The sequence below is a fragment of the Saccharopolyspora rhizosphaerae genome (assembly GCF_003931915.1).
In the GTDB taxonomy this organism is placed as follows: Bacteria; Actinomycetota; Actinomycetes; order Mycobacteriales; family Pseudonocardiaceae; genus Saccharopolyspora; species Saccharopolyspora rhizosphaerae.
Genome location: NZ_RSAA01000021.1, coordinates 1 through 14,438 on the forward strand (window position 1 = coordinate 1; position 14,438 = coordinate 14,438).

Consider the following 14,438-nt stretch of genomic DNA (forward strand, 5'->3'; position numbering starts at 1 on the left):
ACTCGCCCTCCGCTACGAAGCCACCGTGCACGTCGCCACCATCGACATCTGGCTCCGCAGCCTCACCAAGATCGGTTCCTAAACAGCTCCTAGCCGCCATCGGCGACGTCGCCCACCCCGACTGGCGTGCCCGATCGGTCGGCGTCTACCGGCTCTGGCGCGACAGCGGCTACGCCGCCGGCGCCGTACTCGGCGGCATCTGGGACCTACGCGCCGCTGTCTGGACGGCAGCCGCACTCAGCCTCCTCTCCGGAATCAGCGTCGCGGTCCGCATGTACGAAACCCACCCCCGCACCGACCGCTGCCCCATTGACCACATCGAGGACACGTCATGACCATTCCCAGGGACTGAGCCACGGCAGCGGCTCCGAGGCCAGCACCCCTCGCCATCCGCGGCGCCGCTCTGGCCCGCCGCGACTTCGGCAACCACATCATCACCTGAACCACGGAGCACCCGGTCGTCCGACCTTCTCTCATTGGAATACCCCCGGGGGTTTGTTACGTTGGGATTAGCGAAGGGAGATGGTCGTGGTGGAGATGAAGCCCGAGATGGTGGGAGACGCCTTGGCCCGTCTGCGCCGGGCGCGCGGTCAGTTGAACGGCGTGATCGAGGCCATGGAAGAGGGACGCGACTGCGCTGAGGTGCTGACCCAGCTCGCGGCTGTTTCGCGTGCTCTGGACCGTGCTGGGTTCAAGATAGTGGCCAGCGGAATGAGGTATTGCCAGCAGGCTCGCGAGGACGGCGATGAACCGCCGATGACCGAGCAGGAGCTGGAACGCCTGTTCCTCGCGCTCGCCTGAGCGCGGCCCCCAGGCGCCTCTCTTTGGTTGCCTGGGGGCATGTCACTGGTTAATACCCCCGGGGGTTTAGGAGGATCATTGTCTGAGCAGACGCCGGAAGTCGGTGTGGAGGTCTTCGCCGGGACGTGGCGGCGGGGTACTCGGTTGGTCGATGTGCGTGAGCCGGAGGAGTTCGCTTCGGGTCATGTGCCGGGTGCGGTGAACGTGCCGCTGGAGGAGGTGCTGGCTTCGCCGCAGCGCTTTGCGGGGCAGGAGTGCTACGTCATCTGCCGTTCAGGAGGGCGCAGCCTGAAGGCTGCGGAAGCGATGAACGCGGCCGGTGGCCGAGCGGTTTCGGTTGCCGGTGGCACTTCGGGGTGGATCGAAGCGGGCAACGAGGTTGAAAGGGGTGCGCAGCAGTGACGGCGATGGATGTGGTGAAGCAGGAGGACCGCTTGGCCGGTGGCCTGGTGGTCGAGGTGATCGAGACGTCCTCGCTGGGGGACCGCAGCTACCTGGCCACCGACGGGGAGGTGGCCGTGGTGGTTGACCCGCAGCGGGACGTGGATCGGGTGATCGCCGCCGCCGGGCGGTTGGGCGTGCGGATCGCTCTGGTGTTGGACACGCACGTGCACAACGACTACGTCTCCGGTGGCTTGGAGCTGGCCCGGTTGACCGGCGCCGAGTACGGGCTGGCGGCTGCCGACGAGGTGCCGTTCGACCGGCATGCGCTGGTCGACGGCGATGTCGTGGAGCTCTCGCCGCGGATGCAGGTGCGGGCGGTGGCCACGCCGGGGCATACCTTCCACCACCTGTCCTACGCGCTGGAGGGCACGGACGGCCCGGTGGGCGTGTTCACGGGTGGTTCGCTGCTGTTCGGCACGACCGGGCGCACCGATCTGCTGGGTGAGCAGCACAGCGAGGAGCTCGCTCGTCACCAGCACGCGTCCGCGCAGAAGCTGGTGTCGATCCTGCCCGTCGGTGCGCAGATCTGGCCGACCCACGGGTTCGGCAGCTTCTGCTCGGCGACACAGGCTTCTGGCGACTCAGCAACGTTGGGAGAGCAGAAGCGTGTCAACCCGGCGCTGACGTTGTCCGAGGGTGATTTCGTCGAGCAGACCTTGGCGGGGTTGGATGCCTACCCGGCGTACTACGCGCACATGGGTGTGCAGAACACCGCCGGACCGGAGCCGCTGGACCTGCGCGAACCGGTCCGGGCCGAGCCGGCGGAGTTGCGGCGCCGCTTGGCGAACGGGGAGTGGGTGGTCGATCTGCGCTCCCGCAAGGCCTACGTGGTCTCGCACTTGGCCGGAACGGTCAGTCTCGGGCTGGATGGCCCGATGGTGACCTGGCTGGGGTGGATGATCGACTGGGGCGCTCCGATCACGCTGCTGGGCGAGTCCCGCGAGCAGGTCGGCCAGGCCCAGCGCGAGTTGGCCCGCATTGGCATCGACAAGTTCGCCGCGGCGGCCGTGGGCACCCCGCAAGAGCTGGCCGTCGACTCCGGTCAGCTGCGCAGCACCCCGACCGCCACGTTCGCCGACCTGGCCGCGGCGATGGCCGGTGAGACCGGTGATCTTCCGGCGCCGGAGGTGGTGCTGGACGTGCGGACCAACAACGAGTTCGCCGCGCACCACGTGGCCGGTGCGGTGCACATCCCGCTCTACGAGCTCGCCGACCGGGTGGACGAGGTGCCGGCGGGTGCGGTGTGGGTGCACTGCGGCAGCGGTTACCGCGCCACGGCGGCGGCCTCGCTGCTGGAATCGGCCGGGCACACGGTCGTGCTCATCGACGACATGTTTGACGCCGCCGCCGAGGCCGGCGTGCCGATGACCGACGGAACCTGACACCACAACCCGGAAACGATCGCGGAGGTATTCATAGCAATGACTCAAGCCCTGCCCAAGACCGTCGACACCGCTCAGGTTCGCGCATTACGCGACGCCGATCCTCAGATCCGGCTGATCGACGTGCGCGCACCCGGGGAGTTCGCTTCGTCGCACATCCCGGGCTCCTACAACGTGCCCCTCGACCTGCTGCGGGAACACCGCGACGAGCTCACCGCCCAGCACGGCGACCCGGTGGTGCTCGTGTGCGCCTCGGGTGGTCGTGCCGAGCAGGCCCGCACCCTGCTGGAAAACGCCGGTTTGGACCGGCTCAGCGTGCTGCGCGGCGGCATCACCGGCTGGCAGCAGCAAGGAGGCGAGCTCAACCAGGGACGCGGCACGTGGGCCATGGAGCGGCAGGTGCGGCTTGTCGCCGGACTGCTCGTGCTCACCGGCGTGGTGGCCAGCACCGCCTACGACCCGCTGAAGTGGGTCGCCGGCTTCGTCGGCGCGGGTCTGACCTTCGCTGCGGTGAGCAACACCTGCGCGATGTCCCGCGTCCTCGGACTGCTGCCCCACAACCGCACGTCCCGCACCGACGGCCGGGCACTCCTCGACGCCCTCACCAACGGAACAGGCTCCGCGCGCCGAGCGTGATGTCTGACCTCTGGCGAGCACGTGCACGGCGTTGACGGCAGCGGGGCGGCCGATGAGTCCGCTCCCGGGATAGGTGGTTTCGTTGTTGTTGGCAGTGGTGTTCGGCGCCGTGATCGGGTTGGCACTGGGGCTGCTCGGCGCCGGTGGTTCGATCCTCGCCGTGCCGGCGCTGGTCTACGGCGTCGGGCAACCCTTGCAGACCGCCATTCCCACCTCGCTCGCCGTGGTCGCGCTGTCCTCGCTGGGCGCCCTGTTTCCACGCGAGCGGCGCAGCACGGTGCGGTGGCCGGTCGCTCTGGTCTTCGGCGCGGCCGGCATCCCCGCCGCCTTCGGCGGCGCCGCGCTCGGCAGACTCTTCCCGCAACGCTGGCTGCTGCTGGCCTTCGCCGCGCTCATGGTCGTCGTCGCGGTGCGCATGCTGCGCGGCGGCGAGAACCACACCGGCGCCTGCCGCACCCAGCAGGGCGGGATCAACTGGCGCACCTGCTTGCCCAAATCCGTGCTCGCCGGTGCGACCGTCGGCGTGCTCACCGGATTGTTCGGCGTCGGCGGCGGTTTCATCATCGTCCCCGCGCTGAGCCTGCTGCTCGGCCTGGGGGCGCAGCAAGCCGTCGCCACCTCCCTGGTGGTGGTGCTGATCAACTCAGTGTCCGGGTTGGTCGCCCATGCCGGGGCGGCCGACAGCATCGACTTCCGCGTATTGCTGCTCTTCGCCGGCGCCGCGCTGGTCGTCTCGGTCGTGGCCGCGCGGTGGTCCGCGAAGCTGGACTCGTCCACCGTGCGGCGCTGGTTCGCCTTCGTCGTCCTGGCCGCCGCGGTCTTCGTGGCCGCAGCCGCCCTCATCAACCCCTCGACTCTGGGATGACCCCGGGTCTACGTTCGATCTCTGGAAAGAAGTGGTGAAGATGTGTCGTCGCGTCACCTGCTTACAGTGCGGCAAACCGACCTACGCCGGATGCAGTCAGCACGTGGAGCAAGTGCTCGCCGACGTGCCGAAGGCCCAACGGTGCGACTGCACTCCGACCGCCGAGGCCAGAAGCAAAGGCGGGTTCTTGCGCAAACTCCTCGGCCGCGCCTGACCACGCCGGGAAGACCCAACTCCACACGAAAGCGGACCGTCACGACAACCACCATCGGAACCTGGCGCTGCCCCGTTCACACCGAGCAGCTCCCCAAACTGGGAGACGCACGGACGGCCTCGCCCGCACAACTCCGATACGAACAGCATGTCGAACTTTCCTGGCGCTAAGTGCGTTCCACGATTGGTGTAGACATCTGAGCTCGTGATGGTCCGCCCACGAATAGCCCTTCCGTAACGTCAGAGCGATGCGGAATGATCCGGCACGTAGTTGTAGCGCTCGCGAGGTGGTCGGCGGTGTTCGGTCGACGGCGGCGTAGCGGGCAGCTCGAAGCGGGGACGGGGCGTTTCGTAGTACGGCACCGTCGACAACAGGTGCGCGATCAGGTTGATCCGCGCACGACGCTTGTCATCGCTTTCCACCAGGTACCAGGGGGACAACGGGGTGTCGGTCGCGTCCAACATCTCATCGCGCGCAGCCGAGTACTGCTCCCACCGCGTCATCGACTCCAAGTCCAGCGGAGACAACTTCCATCGCCGCATCGGGTCCTCGCTGCGCTTGCGCAGCCGTCGTCGCTGTTCGGCCCTGCTCACCGAGAACCAGTACTTGCGGAGCAAGAACCCGTCCTCGATCAGCATCCGCTCGAACGCCGGGCACTGGCGCAAGAACCGCCGATGCTCTTCTTCCGTGCAGAACCCCATGACGCGCTCCACCCCGGCGCGGTTGTACCAACTGCGGTCGAACAGCGCGATCTCACCAGCAGCGGGCAGCTGCGCAACGTAGCGCTGGAAGTACCATTCCCCGCGCTCCCGCTCCGTGGGAGCCGGCAGCGCGACGATGCGCGTCACGCGCGGGTTGAGGTACTCGGCGACTCGCTTGATCGCGCTGCCCTTACCGGCCGCGTCGCGCCCTTCGAACACGACGATCAGCCGGGCCCCCTCCTGCCGAACCCATTCCTGCAGTTTGACGAGCTCGGCCTGGAGGCGGAACAGCTCCTTCTCATAGACCCCACGCGGCAACCGCTCCGGGCCGACGCCCACATCGTCCCCGCCCTGTTCACCGCCGACCACGGTCACCACCTCCTCCCCGGTGCCAGGATGGCGCCAGACGAACTCAACCCGGACCGCTGACGACGACCACCGGGCACGGCGCATGATTGACGCAGTGCCGGCTCACCGATCCGAGCAGCACCTGCGCGAACCTCCCGTGCCCACGGCGCCCCACCACCAGCAGGTCCGAATCCCTCGCCTCGTCCAACAGCGCCCGAACGGCATCCTGCCGCACGACCCGCCGCTCCACCGGAATTCCGGTGTCCAATTCCGCACACGTCTCATCGACCGCTTTCCGCAACTCCCGCTCCCCGACTGTGAGGACACGCTCCTCCTCCGGCAGCATCAACGCGACGTCGATCAGCGCAGGGACCCCGCACGCAAACACCGCCACAACACGTCCTCCGCACCACTCGGCATAGCCCAACGCCCACCGCAGCGCCGCCCGAGAACCTCCCGATCCGTCCACGCCGACGACGATCCGTGGCTTGCTGCCTTCCATAGCTCCCCCCTGGTTTCAGAGCAGGGTCCCACCACCCCCTCTACCCGTCGGGGGACTTGATCGCAGCACGGCACCTCCCGTCCGTCACCGGAGAGTCACGTGGGACCGCGACACCCACACCAGCCGATCTCACCGCCCCGGTCGCTTCCACACGGCTCGTGGCCGCTCACGCGTGTGCGCAGCGTGGCCCAAGATGTGAAGCGGCATTGCCGATCCGCATCTCGTCACTCCTCCACCGGATTCAGGCTCTGCGGCTGCCGAGTGCTTGTCCCATGCTGGACGAGAAAGCGGTCGTCACCAGGAGGGAAACCATGAGCAACTTGATTCCTCGCCCCGCTCGGGGCCTGCCGGATCTCTTGCGCATGCTGGAGAGCGAATGGCCGTTCGGCGAACGGCACGCGATGCGCATAGAAGCGTTCACCGAGGAAGGCAGTTTCGTGGTTCGCTGCGAGCTTCCCGGCGTCGATCCTGACGACATCCACATCAACGTCGAGGGCGACCAGCTCAGGGTCGAAGCCGAGCGCAGGCAAGAAGAACGAGCGGAAGCGCACAGCGAGTTCTACTACGGTTCCTACAGCCGCACGATGCTGCTGCCCTCGGGCTGCGACGTCGAGAGCATCAAAGCCGACTACGACAACGGCATCGTGACCATCCACATGCCTCGCAGAGAAACACCGGAGACCAAGGAAATACCCGTCGCACGTAAAGGCAAGTAGCGCCACGATCCCACACCCGCGCGGCAGTCGAGGAGTCGTGGTGAGAGTCCTTCGACTCTGCCGAGTACCCAGCGCCTCGGCGAAGCTGGTAGACAGCAGCGCCGGATACGGGAGCGTGATCATGCGCGCGGAAGTCGGCGAATGGCTGATCGTCGAGGGTGCCCACCTCGGCGACCACCGCTACAAGGGACAGATCATCGAGGTTCGCGGCCCGAACGGCGAACCGCCTTACCTCGTGCGGTGGCTCGACGATGACCACGTGAGCCTGTTGTTCCCGGGGCCGGACGCGCACCGCGAGCACAGCCTCCCGCACCACCTCAAGATCGGCGCTCGGATCCAGCGCGACACCGATCCCGAGGTGCGGCCGTCGTGAGGTAACCACCCATTATCCGTGAGCTGGCACGGCTGTCCCGCCTCAGTACCCCTGCCCCTAGTCACGTGGACGCTGGCGCGGTACAGGTCATCTCGGTGGCCGAAGATGCGGTAGGTGCCCTCCCGACCAAGACTCTCAGCAAGCGCACGCGCGGATCCCATGCGGTTCGCACCGAGTGCGAGGTCCTAGGCTGAGGAATCCGAGTGGAGACCACGACGGCCCTCGTTCACTTCGCCACCGCGCTGGCGATCGGGCTGCTACTGGGCTTGGAACGGGAGCACAGCACGGCCGGACAACCGGTGCGCCCGGCAGGCTCTCGGACCTTTTCGCTGTTGAGCCTCGTGGGCGCGGTGGCCGCTGCCCTGGCCCCGGCAATGGTGCTCATCGTCGTCGGAGCGGCCGGCCTTCTCGTGATCGCCTGGTACGTGCTCAGCGCGCAAATCTCCTCGGAACCGGACCTGGGTGCGACGACCGAGGTCGCGGCGATCGTCGCCGTGCTGTTGGGGGCGCTGGCGTGGTCGCACCCGACGTGGGCGGTGCCCATCGCCGTAGCCGTGGTGGCACTGCTGGCCGCGAAGCGACCACTGCACCGCTTCGCGACCCACCTGGTCACCGACGACGACATCGCGGACGCCATCAGATTGTTCGTCGTCGCGTTCGTGATCTTCCCGCTGCTGCCGGACCGGCCGCTGGGCCCCTACGGGGTGCTCAACCCGTCCCGGATCTGGTTGCTGGTCATCGCGATCACGCTCATCGGCTGGGCCGGCTACGTGGCCGTGCGCGCGCTCGGCGAACGGCAGGGACTGGTGCTCGTCGGCTTCCTCGGAGGATTCGTATCCGCCTCGGCGACCACCGTCGTGCTCGCCCGCCGAACGGGCGGGAACGTGCGGCACGCGGTCCTGCCCGCAGTGCTCACAGCCAGCGTCGCGACCTTGGTGCAGCTCATCGCGCTGACCGCCGTCGTCAATCCGGCCATCGCGGTCCGGCTGCTTCCGGCATCGGCCGCCGGTGCGGCCGTCCTGCTGGGCGAAGCCGGGTGGCTCGCCTGGCACACCCGGCGCACCGGAGGTGACTCCGGCTCGGAGAGGACGGACACCCCCGATGCGCCTTCGGCGTTTCAGCGCCCGCTGTCCTTGCGCGTCACGATCTCGCTGACGTTGGTGCTGATCCTGCTGCTGACCGCTACCCGCGCCGCTGCGGCGCTGCTCGGCGCGCGGGGTGTCCTCGCGGCCGCGTTCGTGGGAGGGCTCGCCGACGCGCACTCCGCAGCAGTGGCCGCGTCCTCGCTGGGCGGCACCGTCGTTCCGATCAGCGTGGCGTTGCTGGGCGTGGGGATGGCGCTGCTGAGCAATACCCTGATCAAGATCGTGCTGGCTGCCGTCGCAGGTGGCCTGCTCTTCGCGACACGACTTGCGGTGCTGCTCGTCCTGCCGGCCGCCGCGGTCGCGGGCGGGATCGTGCTGGTGATGTGACGGTCCACCGGTAGTAGCACCGCGCCCACCTCTTGGAAGTCCTCGTGCATCCGCGGTCGCCGCACGGCTGGCAGGAAGTGTCGCCTTCGGCCGCGCCCTTCCGGTGCTTCACCGAAGTCACGCCTCGCGGCCGAGCTCAGGCGCTATCGGCGCTGTCCCGCGGGCAGGTCGGCCGACTGGGGCCAGCCGACGCGGACAACCATCTGCGGATGCCCCTCGTCCCCCAGCACCTGGTGCCGCACATCCACCCGCGTGCGCGGAACCTCGAACGCCTCGCTGAGCGGGCAGCTCGACAATCCGCCGAGCTCCGCCTGGCACAGCACCGCGCCCAGCGCTTCCCCCGCACGCAGATGGGCGTCGCGATCGTCGGTGCCGGTGCTGATCAGCAGCAGACTTCCCGCCGTCAGCGCGGAACCGGTCTCGCGCACCACCGTCTCCGCGTAGCCGAAGTCCCGCACGACAACGTCTCCGTACCGCTGACCGTGCCACGGTGCGCTCTCATCCAGGACGCCTCTCGCGGCGGACGGCATCAGCCCCGACCAGGCCGCCAACTCGGCGCGGTAGGCATCGGACCCGGCATGGATCATCGCTGCCTTGGTCAACGCCTGCGCGACCGCATACCGCTGATCACCCGTAAGCACCGACACGCTCGCGACCGCGTCCTCCGAGACGAGGTCGAGGAGCACTTCCTGCGGCACCGCGGTCGGGGCGTACTGGCGGCGATCGACGTGGCGTCGCTGCGCGGCGCGGACGAGCGCGCGATCGGACGGCGTGGGGTTCTCCTTGCCATCCAACACGTCTATCCGCGCCAGGAGCTCGGCATCATGCTCGCTCGGCAGTCGCTGCGCCCGAGGCCGCCATCCCCGCGCGCGCAGGGCCAACAGCGCGTGGTGCAGCGCAGCTCCGCAGCTGATCACCAACTCGCGGCGGTCCGGGTCCGTCGCCGGCAGCGCCACCGTCCCGTCCAGCAACAACTCCAGCGCACCTGCGGCTTCGCGGAACCGCCACGGTTGGAGGTTGAACAGCGAAGGTGCGCGCCCTGCCAGCCCACGCACTTCGTGCGCATCTTGCGCGCTGAGCGGCGAGTACGACATGGCCCTCCTCCCCTTTCACGGCTACCGTCACCTCGTCCTCGGGTCGCTGCCAGGGTCTGCGGGCCTGCCCGACGACATTCACACGCCACCGCCGACTGTCCGGGAGGCGAGGTCATGTGACGACCGCGGTCGCCACCACGAAGTAGATGCTCACCGACAGAAGGTCCTGCACCACGGTGGCAAGCGGTCCAGAACCGAAGGCCGGGTCCTTGTCCAGGCGGTGGAACAGCCACGGCAAGGCCATCGCGACGAACGTGGACACCGACGCCGCGGCGAACAAGGCCACCGAGACCGCCAGCGCCACTCGACGTTGTTCCATATCAGTGCCACGAGTGGCAGCGCCAAGACGGCCAGCAGCAACCCGAGCATGACACCGGTAACGATTTCGCGAAGCGCGACCCGGGAAATGCTGACACCGACAGACAAGCCGCGTATGATCAGCGCCTCGGTCTGGGTCCCGATGGCATCGGCCAAGTAGACCACCCCCGGGACGAAGAAGGCGATCAGCACCTGGCGCTCCATCTGGCGTTCGAAAGCACCCACGATCAGTGCCGCGAACAAGGCACCGGCCAGCCCGAGCAGCAGCCAGGGCAAACGGTGCCACAGCCGGCGTCCGACGCCTTCGGTGGAGGCGCTGCGCGCCGAGGCCGACGAGGCCAGGAACCCGCCCAGCCGCGCCATGTCCTGATCATGCTCTTCCAACAGCACCGACAGCAGGCGCTGCGGCGGAATCACCCCGACGAACCGACCCAACGGCCCGACGACAGCCAAACCCGGCTCCCCGTGTCGCACCGCTTCCCATGCCGCTCTCTCTTGGTCCGTCCCCGGCGCAACCACCGGCGGATGCCCGTCCATCACCTCGGCGACGCGCGCACCCCTCCGCGCCAACAGCAACCTCTCCACGGTCAACAACCCCAGCAGCCGCCCGTCTTCGCACACCGCTACGACGGCCGCGCTGTCGAACTCCCGGAGGCGCAGGCCGGCGAACAACTCGTCAACGGAGTCGCCGGGAGCCGCGATCGGAATGTTGATCGAGGCGTGCTGCACCGCGATCCCCAGCGAATCGCGGCTCGCAATCAGCGGCTCCGGTTCCACATCGGTCATCGTTCACCCCCACATGACCAGCCCGGGTTCAGCCCGACGCCGCTGCGCTCGCCGGGTACCTCGCGGCGGATCCCGGCCAACAACGCGCAACCGGCTTCCACTCGCGCCACCGAAAGCGGCACGACGACAGCACCATCGACTCCACAGTGGTCGTGAACTCATGAACGCCCCTCGTCACGGCACCAGAGGGCTCCCGCCACGGTAGACTGGAAGGGCTGCCGGTGGCCAACCCGTACATCAGGCCGCCCACCACTTTGCCACGCCTCTCTCGCGAGCCTCCGCCCTGGTCAGCAGAAGAACCGGTATGGCACAAACGGAACGTCCGATCCACCAGCCGGAAGAACGGTCGATGGTTTCGCTTTCCGACAGGGGGAAATCATGTCCCGCGGCCGTGAACGCCGTCGCCTCAAGAAGATCGAACGCCAGCTCACTTCCGATGATCCCGAATTCGCCCACAGGATGACAACACCTCGACCGATCACGAAGCTGATGCGGTGGATGACCTTGTGGCGGGCACTGGGCGTCCTGGCGGCGCTGTTCGCCGTTCTGTGCCTGATACTTGGCCAGGCGACGGAATTCTTCGTCGCGGGCCTCACCGCTGCCTTGCTGCTGATCTACGCGTCGTGGCACGAACGCAACCGGCAGCACAGACCCTAACCGCGAGCCACAGTCCGTGAGGCCGGAAAGAGTCTTCGCGTAGTCAGGGGGCACGCACCACGAGCACGGGACACGGGGCGCAGTGCAGGAGGGCACGACTGGTGGACCCGATCAGCATCCCGGTGATCCCGCCGCGCCCGCGGCTGCCCACCACGATCAACTGCGCCCCCGCACCGTGCTCAACCAGGAAGCGAACCGGTCGATCGCGCGCAACGACACGTTCCACCGAGACGTCCGGGTACTTCGCTTCCCATCCCGCCAACCGCTCCGCCAGCACGCGCTCCTGGTCAACCCTGATTGCTTCCCAGTCAGCAGAACCAGGGCCGAACCACTCATCGGTGGCCACATCGCTCCACACGTGCACGGCGACGAGCGGCGCTCCACGCAACGACGCCTCCTCATAGGCCGCTCCGAGCGCGGGTTCCCCCACCCTCGACCCGTCAACACCCACGATGACCGGCCCGGTGCGCGCGTCCTCTCGACCGGCCGAGTCGGGGACGACCACCACCGGACAGCGAGACCGCATCGCGACCAGCTCCGCCGTCGACCCCAGCGCCAACCGCACCCCGGTGACCTCGTTGAGCCCTCGCGTACCGACGACGAGCCGCTCTGCCTCTTGAGACTCGTCGAGTAGGACCTCTCCCGGCATTCCATGCCGAAGCACCTGCTCGAACTCCATACCTTTGGCAGCGGCACGCGCAGCGGTCACCGCCTCCGAGAGCCAACGGGGTCGCTCGGCCTTGATCTCGTCCAGGCCCGGACCAGCGGGTTCCGGAGCCTGGGGAACAGCGCAGACCAGCCGCAGCGAACGCCGGTGCAGCCAGGCATCCACAGCCGCCCAGCGCACGGCTTCCAGCGCAGGCTCGGAACCATCCACTCCCACGACTTCCCGCATGCCGACACCCCGTTCCCACGCACGTCCACGCCGACCGTACGGCGGCACGCAGACTCCGCAACCGGGTGCGGGCGACTTGCCTCACGCCGCGCTGCCGGGTGGCAGTCCAATGTGTCGAGCGCCGTGTGCCGTTGGTCCCGTACTCGGCGCCCAACTCTTGGCGGACCCGCTTCGACGGACGCTCATCCGCTCTTACGTCTTGTCCGCGCGGCTGTTCGCGCCGGGACCGGCTGCTGCGTTTCTTTCTTGTCCTCTGCGCACGGCGTTGAGGACGGCTTGCAGGACGAGTCCGAGGAGGAGCAGGTCGGCGAGCATCTGGATGGCGACGACGAGGCGTAGAGGCTCAGCGACGGGGTGGATGTCGCCGAAACCCACGGTGGCGAACACGGTGATGGTGAAGTGGAGGGCGTCGCTGCGGGTCAGCGGTTCGGAGAACGCCATCGGGTTCGTCTGCGAGGCCAGGAAGTAGCCGGCGGAGAAGATCAGCAGGAAGGCCGGGATCACCAGGCTCAGCGTCTCAAGAGCCCGCAGCCCGGGATTGCGGGAGCGCACGATCGCGCGAATCTGCCACACGATCAGCCCGGTGATCGCCGCCAGCCCGACCAGCAGGCCCAGCAGCGTGTAACCGCCGGGTGGCTTGGCCGTGAGGGGCAACAGATAGTAGAGCGCGACGAGGAAAACCACGGTCAGCGTCGATCGGATCGATACGACGATCACCGTCGCCGCGGCGTTCGGGTGGCAGGTGGCATCGGTGGCGTGCTGGTCGCGCCGCTCATGCCGGCGGGGTCGCCACGTCGGCCGGCTTGGGACGGTGGCTGATGCGGAAGTGGCGGTGTGCGCGCCGGCTCTGCCTGGCCTGCTTGCCCTTCTTGATCTTGGGGGTCGCCGGTTCGGCGCCGAGCAGGGCCTCCACCCATTGCGCGCGGGGGTCGGCGTCGACCAGAACGGCCTTGACCAGCAGGGTGAGCGGGATGGCCAGCAGCGCGCCCAGCGGGCCGAGGATCCAGGCCCAGAACAGCAACGCCAGGAACGTCACGGTGGCCGAGAGACCGACGGAGTCGCCGATGAACCGCGGTTGAATCAGCGACTGGATGACCAGGTTGAGCACGCAGTAGACGACCACGACCGCGAGCGCGAGCTGCCAGCCGCCGGTGAGCAGGGCCAGCAGGACCGGGGGCACCAGCCCGATGACGAACCCGATGTTCGGGATGAAGTTGGTGATGAAGGCGAGCACGCCCCACAGCACGGCCAGCGGAATTCCCATGATCGCCAGCGCGGTGGTGTCTAGCACCGCGACGACCAGCCCAAACACCGCTGTGACCCCCAGGTAGCTGCGGGTGCCGTGGACGAACCCGGCAAGTGCGGTGACCATGTGCGGGCGATCCTTCGCGATCATGCCTATTCGGCGGGCGGTGCCGCCGGACTCCGCGGTCATGAACAGCAGCAGGGCCAGGATGAACACCAGGCCGCTCAGGATCGAGCCAACGCTGGAGAACACGGTGCCGATCTGGTCGGCGAACTTGCTCAGATCCGCTGAGCCGGCCGTGGCCCGGGATTGGGCGGGATCGATACCCAGCTTGGTCAGCTGGGCCGACAGCGAGTCCACCAGCTGATGGGCCTGCCCGGAGTTCTCCGCTAGCAGCGCGCCGAGCTGGCTCACCGAGGCGGCCAGAAAGGCCGTGAGCGCCAGCACCGACCCGAAGATGACCACGAGCAGTGACAAGACGGCCGCCCACATCGGCCACCCCTTGCCCTCCAGCCAGGTCTTGATCGGGTACACCGCGATCACGATCACCAGCGCTAGAAGAAGTGGACCGGCCAGCCACGACACCCAGTACATCCCGGCCACGGTGATCACCGCCGCGGCCGCCCCCAGCAGGATCACCACACCCCGGGACATAGCGGCACCTCCCGGAGCCTCGCCGGGACTCGCGGTGTGCCCCGCCGAGCCCTGCCCGCCGACGCCGGGTCGGCCGCCGCTGCCCATCATCTGCTCGCTCCTCCACTCCTCGAGCCTCGGGGCCACGCGACTCAGGCGACACACCGAACTCGGGTCTGGGCGCCCAATCGCGACCACAGGGCAGCGGGGCGGCAGCGGAACGGTCCGGTTCGGGATCTCGTGAGCTGCCACCTGCCGCTACTAGGAGCTGTTTAGGAACCGATCTTGGTGAGGCTGCGGAGCCAGATGTCGATGGTGGCGACGTGCACGGTGGCTTCGTAGCGGAGGGCGAGTT

General features: G+C 68.2%; 16 protein-coding genes and 2 pseudogenes. 10 read left to right on the forward strand and 8 right to left on the reverse strand.

Going from position 1 to position 14,438, the window contains the following annotated elements; genetic code table 11:
- Positions 1–86: 86 nt before the first annotated feature.
- The 6 genes and pseudogenes from EIL87_RS27565 to EIL87_RS21605 form a co-directional block, all read left to right on the forward strand.
- Positions 87–335: pseudogene (locus EIL87_RS27565) on the forward strand (MFS transporter); the annotation flags it as partial.
- A 196-nt stretch (positions 336–531) separates the two neighbouring features.
- Entirely contained in the window at positions 532–801 is a 270-nt protein-coding gene (locus EIL87_RS21585) for a metal-sensitive transcriptional regulator (protein ID WP_125092434.1), read from the forward strand.
- Between the two features lie 78 nt (positions 802–879).
- A complete protein-coding gene (locus tag EIL87_RS21590; RefSeq protein WP_125092421.1) occupies positions 880–1,203 on the forward strand; it encodes a rhodanese-like domain-containing protein in 324 nt (107 codons plus the stop codon).
- A 5-nt stretch (positions 1,204–1,208) separates the two neighbouring features.
- Positions 1,209–2,627 (forward strand): MBL fold metallo-hydrolase, encoded by a 1,419-nt coding sequence (locus EIL87_RS21595; protein WP_199740550.1) that lies wholly within the window; start codon positions 1,209–1,211, stop codon positions 2,625–2,627.
- 39 nt (positions 2,628–2,666) lie between these two features.
- Positions 2,667–3,263, forward strand: a complete 597-nt coding sequence (locus EIL87_RS21600; RefSeq protein WP_125092423.1) for a rhodanese-like domain-containing protein — start codon at positions 2,667–2,669, stop codon at positions 3,261–3,263.
- A gap of 82 nt (positions 3,264–3,345) precedes the next feature.
- Positions 3,346–4,128 carry a sulfite exporter TauE/SafE family protein gene (locus tag EIL87_RS21605; protein ID WP_125092424.1) on the forward strand — a complete coding sequence of 261 codons (783 nt, stop codon included), beginning with the start codon at positions 3,346–3,348 and terminating at the stop codon, positions 4,126–4,128.
- A gap of 453 nt (positions 4,129–4,581) precedes the next feature.
- Here the strand turns inward: EIL87_RS21605 and ppk2 are convergent, their stop codons facing one another.
- Positions 4,582–5,418, reverse strand: coding sequence for a polyphosphate kinase 2 (gene ppk2, locus EIL87_RS21615; protein WP_407690564.1), 837 nt, complete (start codon positions 5,416–5,418; stop codon positions 4,582–4,584).
- A gap of 37 nt (positions 5,419–5,455) precedes the next feature.
- Positions 5,456–5,893, reverse strand: coding sequence for a universal stress protein (locus EIL87_RS21620; RefSeq protein ID WP_125092427.1), 438 nt, complete (start codon positions 5,891–5,893; stop codon positions 5,456–5,458).
- Positions 5,894–6,204: 311 nt separating this feature from the next.
- Here EIL87_RS21620 and EIL87_RS21625 point away from each other — a divergent pair, with 311 nt between their 5' ends.
- From EIL87_RS21625 to EIL87_RS21635, 3 genes are all read left to right on the forward strand, one after another.
- A complete protein-coding gene (locus EIL87_RS21625) occupies positions 6,205–6,609 on the forward strand; it encodes an Hsp20/alpha crystallin family protein (protein WP_125092428.1) in 405 nt (134 codons plus the stop codon).
- Positions 6,610–6,730: 121 nt separating this feature from the next.
- A complete protein-coding gene (locus EIL87_RS21630) occupies positions 6,731–6,982 on the forward strand; it encodes a DUF1918 domain-containing protein (RefSeq protein ID WP_125092429.1) in 252 nt (83 codons plus the stop codon).
- 203 nt (positions 6,983–7,185) lie between these two features.
- On the forward strand, positions 7,186–8,454 hold the full coding sequence (locus tag EIL87_RS21635; RefSeq protein WP_125092430.1) for an MgtC/SapB family protein: 1,269 nt from the start codon (positions 7,186–7,188) through the stop codon (positions 8,452–8,454).
- 143 nt (positions 8,455–8,597) lie between these two features.
- Here the strand turns inward: EIL87_RS21635 and EIL87_RS21640 are convergent, their stop codons facing one another.
- The 3 genes and pseudogenes from EIL87_RS21640 to EIL87_RS27855 form a co-directional block, all read right to left on the reverse strand.
- Positions 8,598–9,548: an Acg family FMN-binding oxidoreductase gene (locus EIL87_RS21640; protein WP_125092431.1), complete on the reverse strand. Its 951-nt coding sequence runs from the start codon at positions 9,546–9,548 to the stop codon at positions 8,598–8,600.
- Positions 9,549–9,660: 112 nt separating this feature from the next.
- Positions 9,661–9,867: a magnesium transporter gene (locus EIL87_RS27570; protein WP_233576469.1), complete on the reverse strand. Its 207-nt coding sequence runs from the start codon at positions 9,865–9,867 to the stop codon at positions 9,661–9,663.
- 440 nt (positions 9,868–10,307) lie between these two features.
- Positions 10,308–10,652 (reverse strand): annotated as a pseudogene (locus EIL87_RS27855) (CBS domain-containing protein); the annotation flags it as partial.
- A 378-nt stretch (positions 10,653–11,030) separates the two neighbouring features.
- Here EIL87_RS27855 and EIL87_RS21650 point away from each other — a divergent pair.
- On the forward strand, positions 11,031–11,309 hold the full coding sequence (locus EIL87_RS21650; RefSeq protein ID WP_125092432.1) for a DUF3040 domain-containing protein: 279 nt from the start codon (positions 11,031–11,033) through the stop codon (positions 11,307–11,309).
- A gap of 43 nt (positions 11,310–11,352) precedes the next feature.
- Here the strand turns inward: EIL87_RS21650 and EIL87_RS21655 are convergent, their stop codons facing one another.
- The 3 genes from EIL87_RS21655 to EIL87_RS21665 form a co-directional block, all read right to left on the reverse strand.
- A complete protein-coding gene (locus tag EIL87_RS21655; RefSeq protein ID WP_125092433.1) occupies positions 11,353–12,204 on the reverse strand; it encodes a universal stress protein in 852 nt (283 codons plus the stop codon).
- 192 nt (positions 12,205–12,396) lie between these two features.
- Entirely contained in the window at positions 12,397–12,888 is a 492-nt protein-coding gene (locus EIL87_RS21660) for a potassium channel family protein (protein WP_199740548.1), read from the reverse strand.
- Positions 12,889–12,976: 88 nt separating this feature from the next.
- The gene (locus EIL87_RS21665; protein WP_233576470.1) at positions 12,977–14,230 is read right to left on the reverse strand and encodes an AI-2E family transporter; all 1,254 of its coding nucleotides are present in this window, start codon (positions 14,228–14,230) and stop codon (positions 12,977–12,979) included.
- Between the last annotated feature and the right edge of the window lie 208 nt (positions 14,231–14,438).

Excerpts from the sequence above, each read along its gene's own strand:
- EIL87_RS27570 (WP_233576469.1), bottom strand. The coding sequence starts at position 9,867 with ATGGAACAACGTCGAGTGGCGCTGGCGGTCTCGGTGGCCTTGTTCGCC.
- EIL87_RS21655 (WP_125092433.1), bottom strand. The coding sequence starts at position 12,204 with ATGCGGGAAGTCGTGGGAGTGGATGGTTCCGAGCCTGCGCTGGAAGCC.
- EIL87_RS21625 (WP_125092428.1), top strand. The coding sequence starts at position 6,205 with ATGAGCAACTTGATTCCTCGCCCCGCTCGGGGCCTGCCGGATCTCTTG.
- EIL87_RS21640 (WP_125092431.1), bottom strand. The coding sequence starts at position 9,548 with ATGTCGTACTCGCCGCTCAGCGCGCAAGATGCGCACGAAGTGCGTGGG.
- EIL87_RS21620 (WP_125092427.1), bottom strand. The coding sequence starts at position 5,893 with ATGGAAGGCAGCAAGCCACGGATCGTCGTCGGCGTGGACGGATCGGGA.
- EIL87_RS21600 (WP_125092423.1), top strand. The coding sequence starts at position 2,667 with ATGACTCAAGCCCTGCCCAAGACCGTCGACACCGCTCAGGTTCGCGCA.
- EIL87_RS21630 (WP_125092429.1), top strand. The coding sequence starts at position 6,731 with ATGCGCGCGGAAGTCGGCGAATGGCTGATCGTCGAGGGTGCCCACCTC.
- EIL87_RS21595 (WP_199740550.1), top strand. The coding sequence starts at position 1,209 with ATGGATGTGGTGAAGCAGGAGGACCGCTTGGCCGGTGGCCTGGTGGTC.
- EIL87_RS21650 (WP_125092432.1), top strand. The coding sequence starts at position 11,031 with ATGTCCCGCGGCCGTGAACGCCGTCGCCTCAAGAAGATCGAACGCCAG.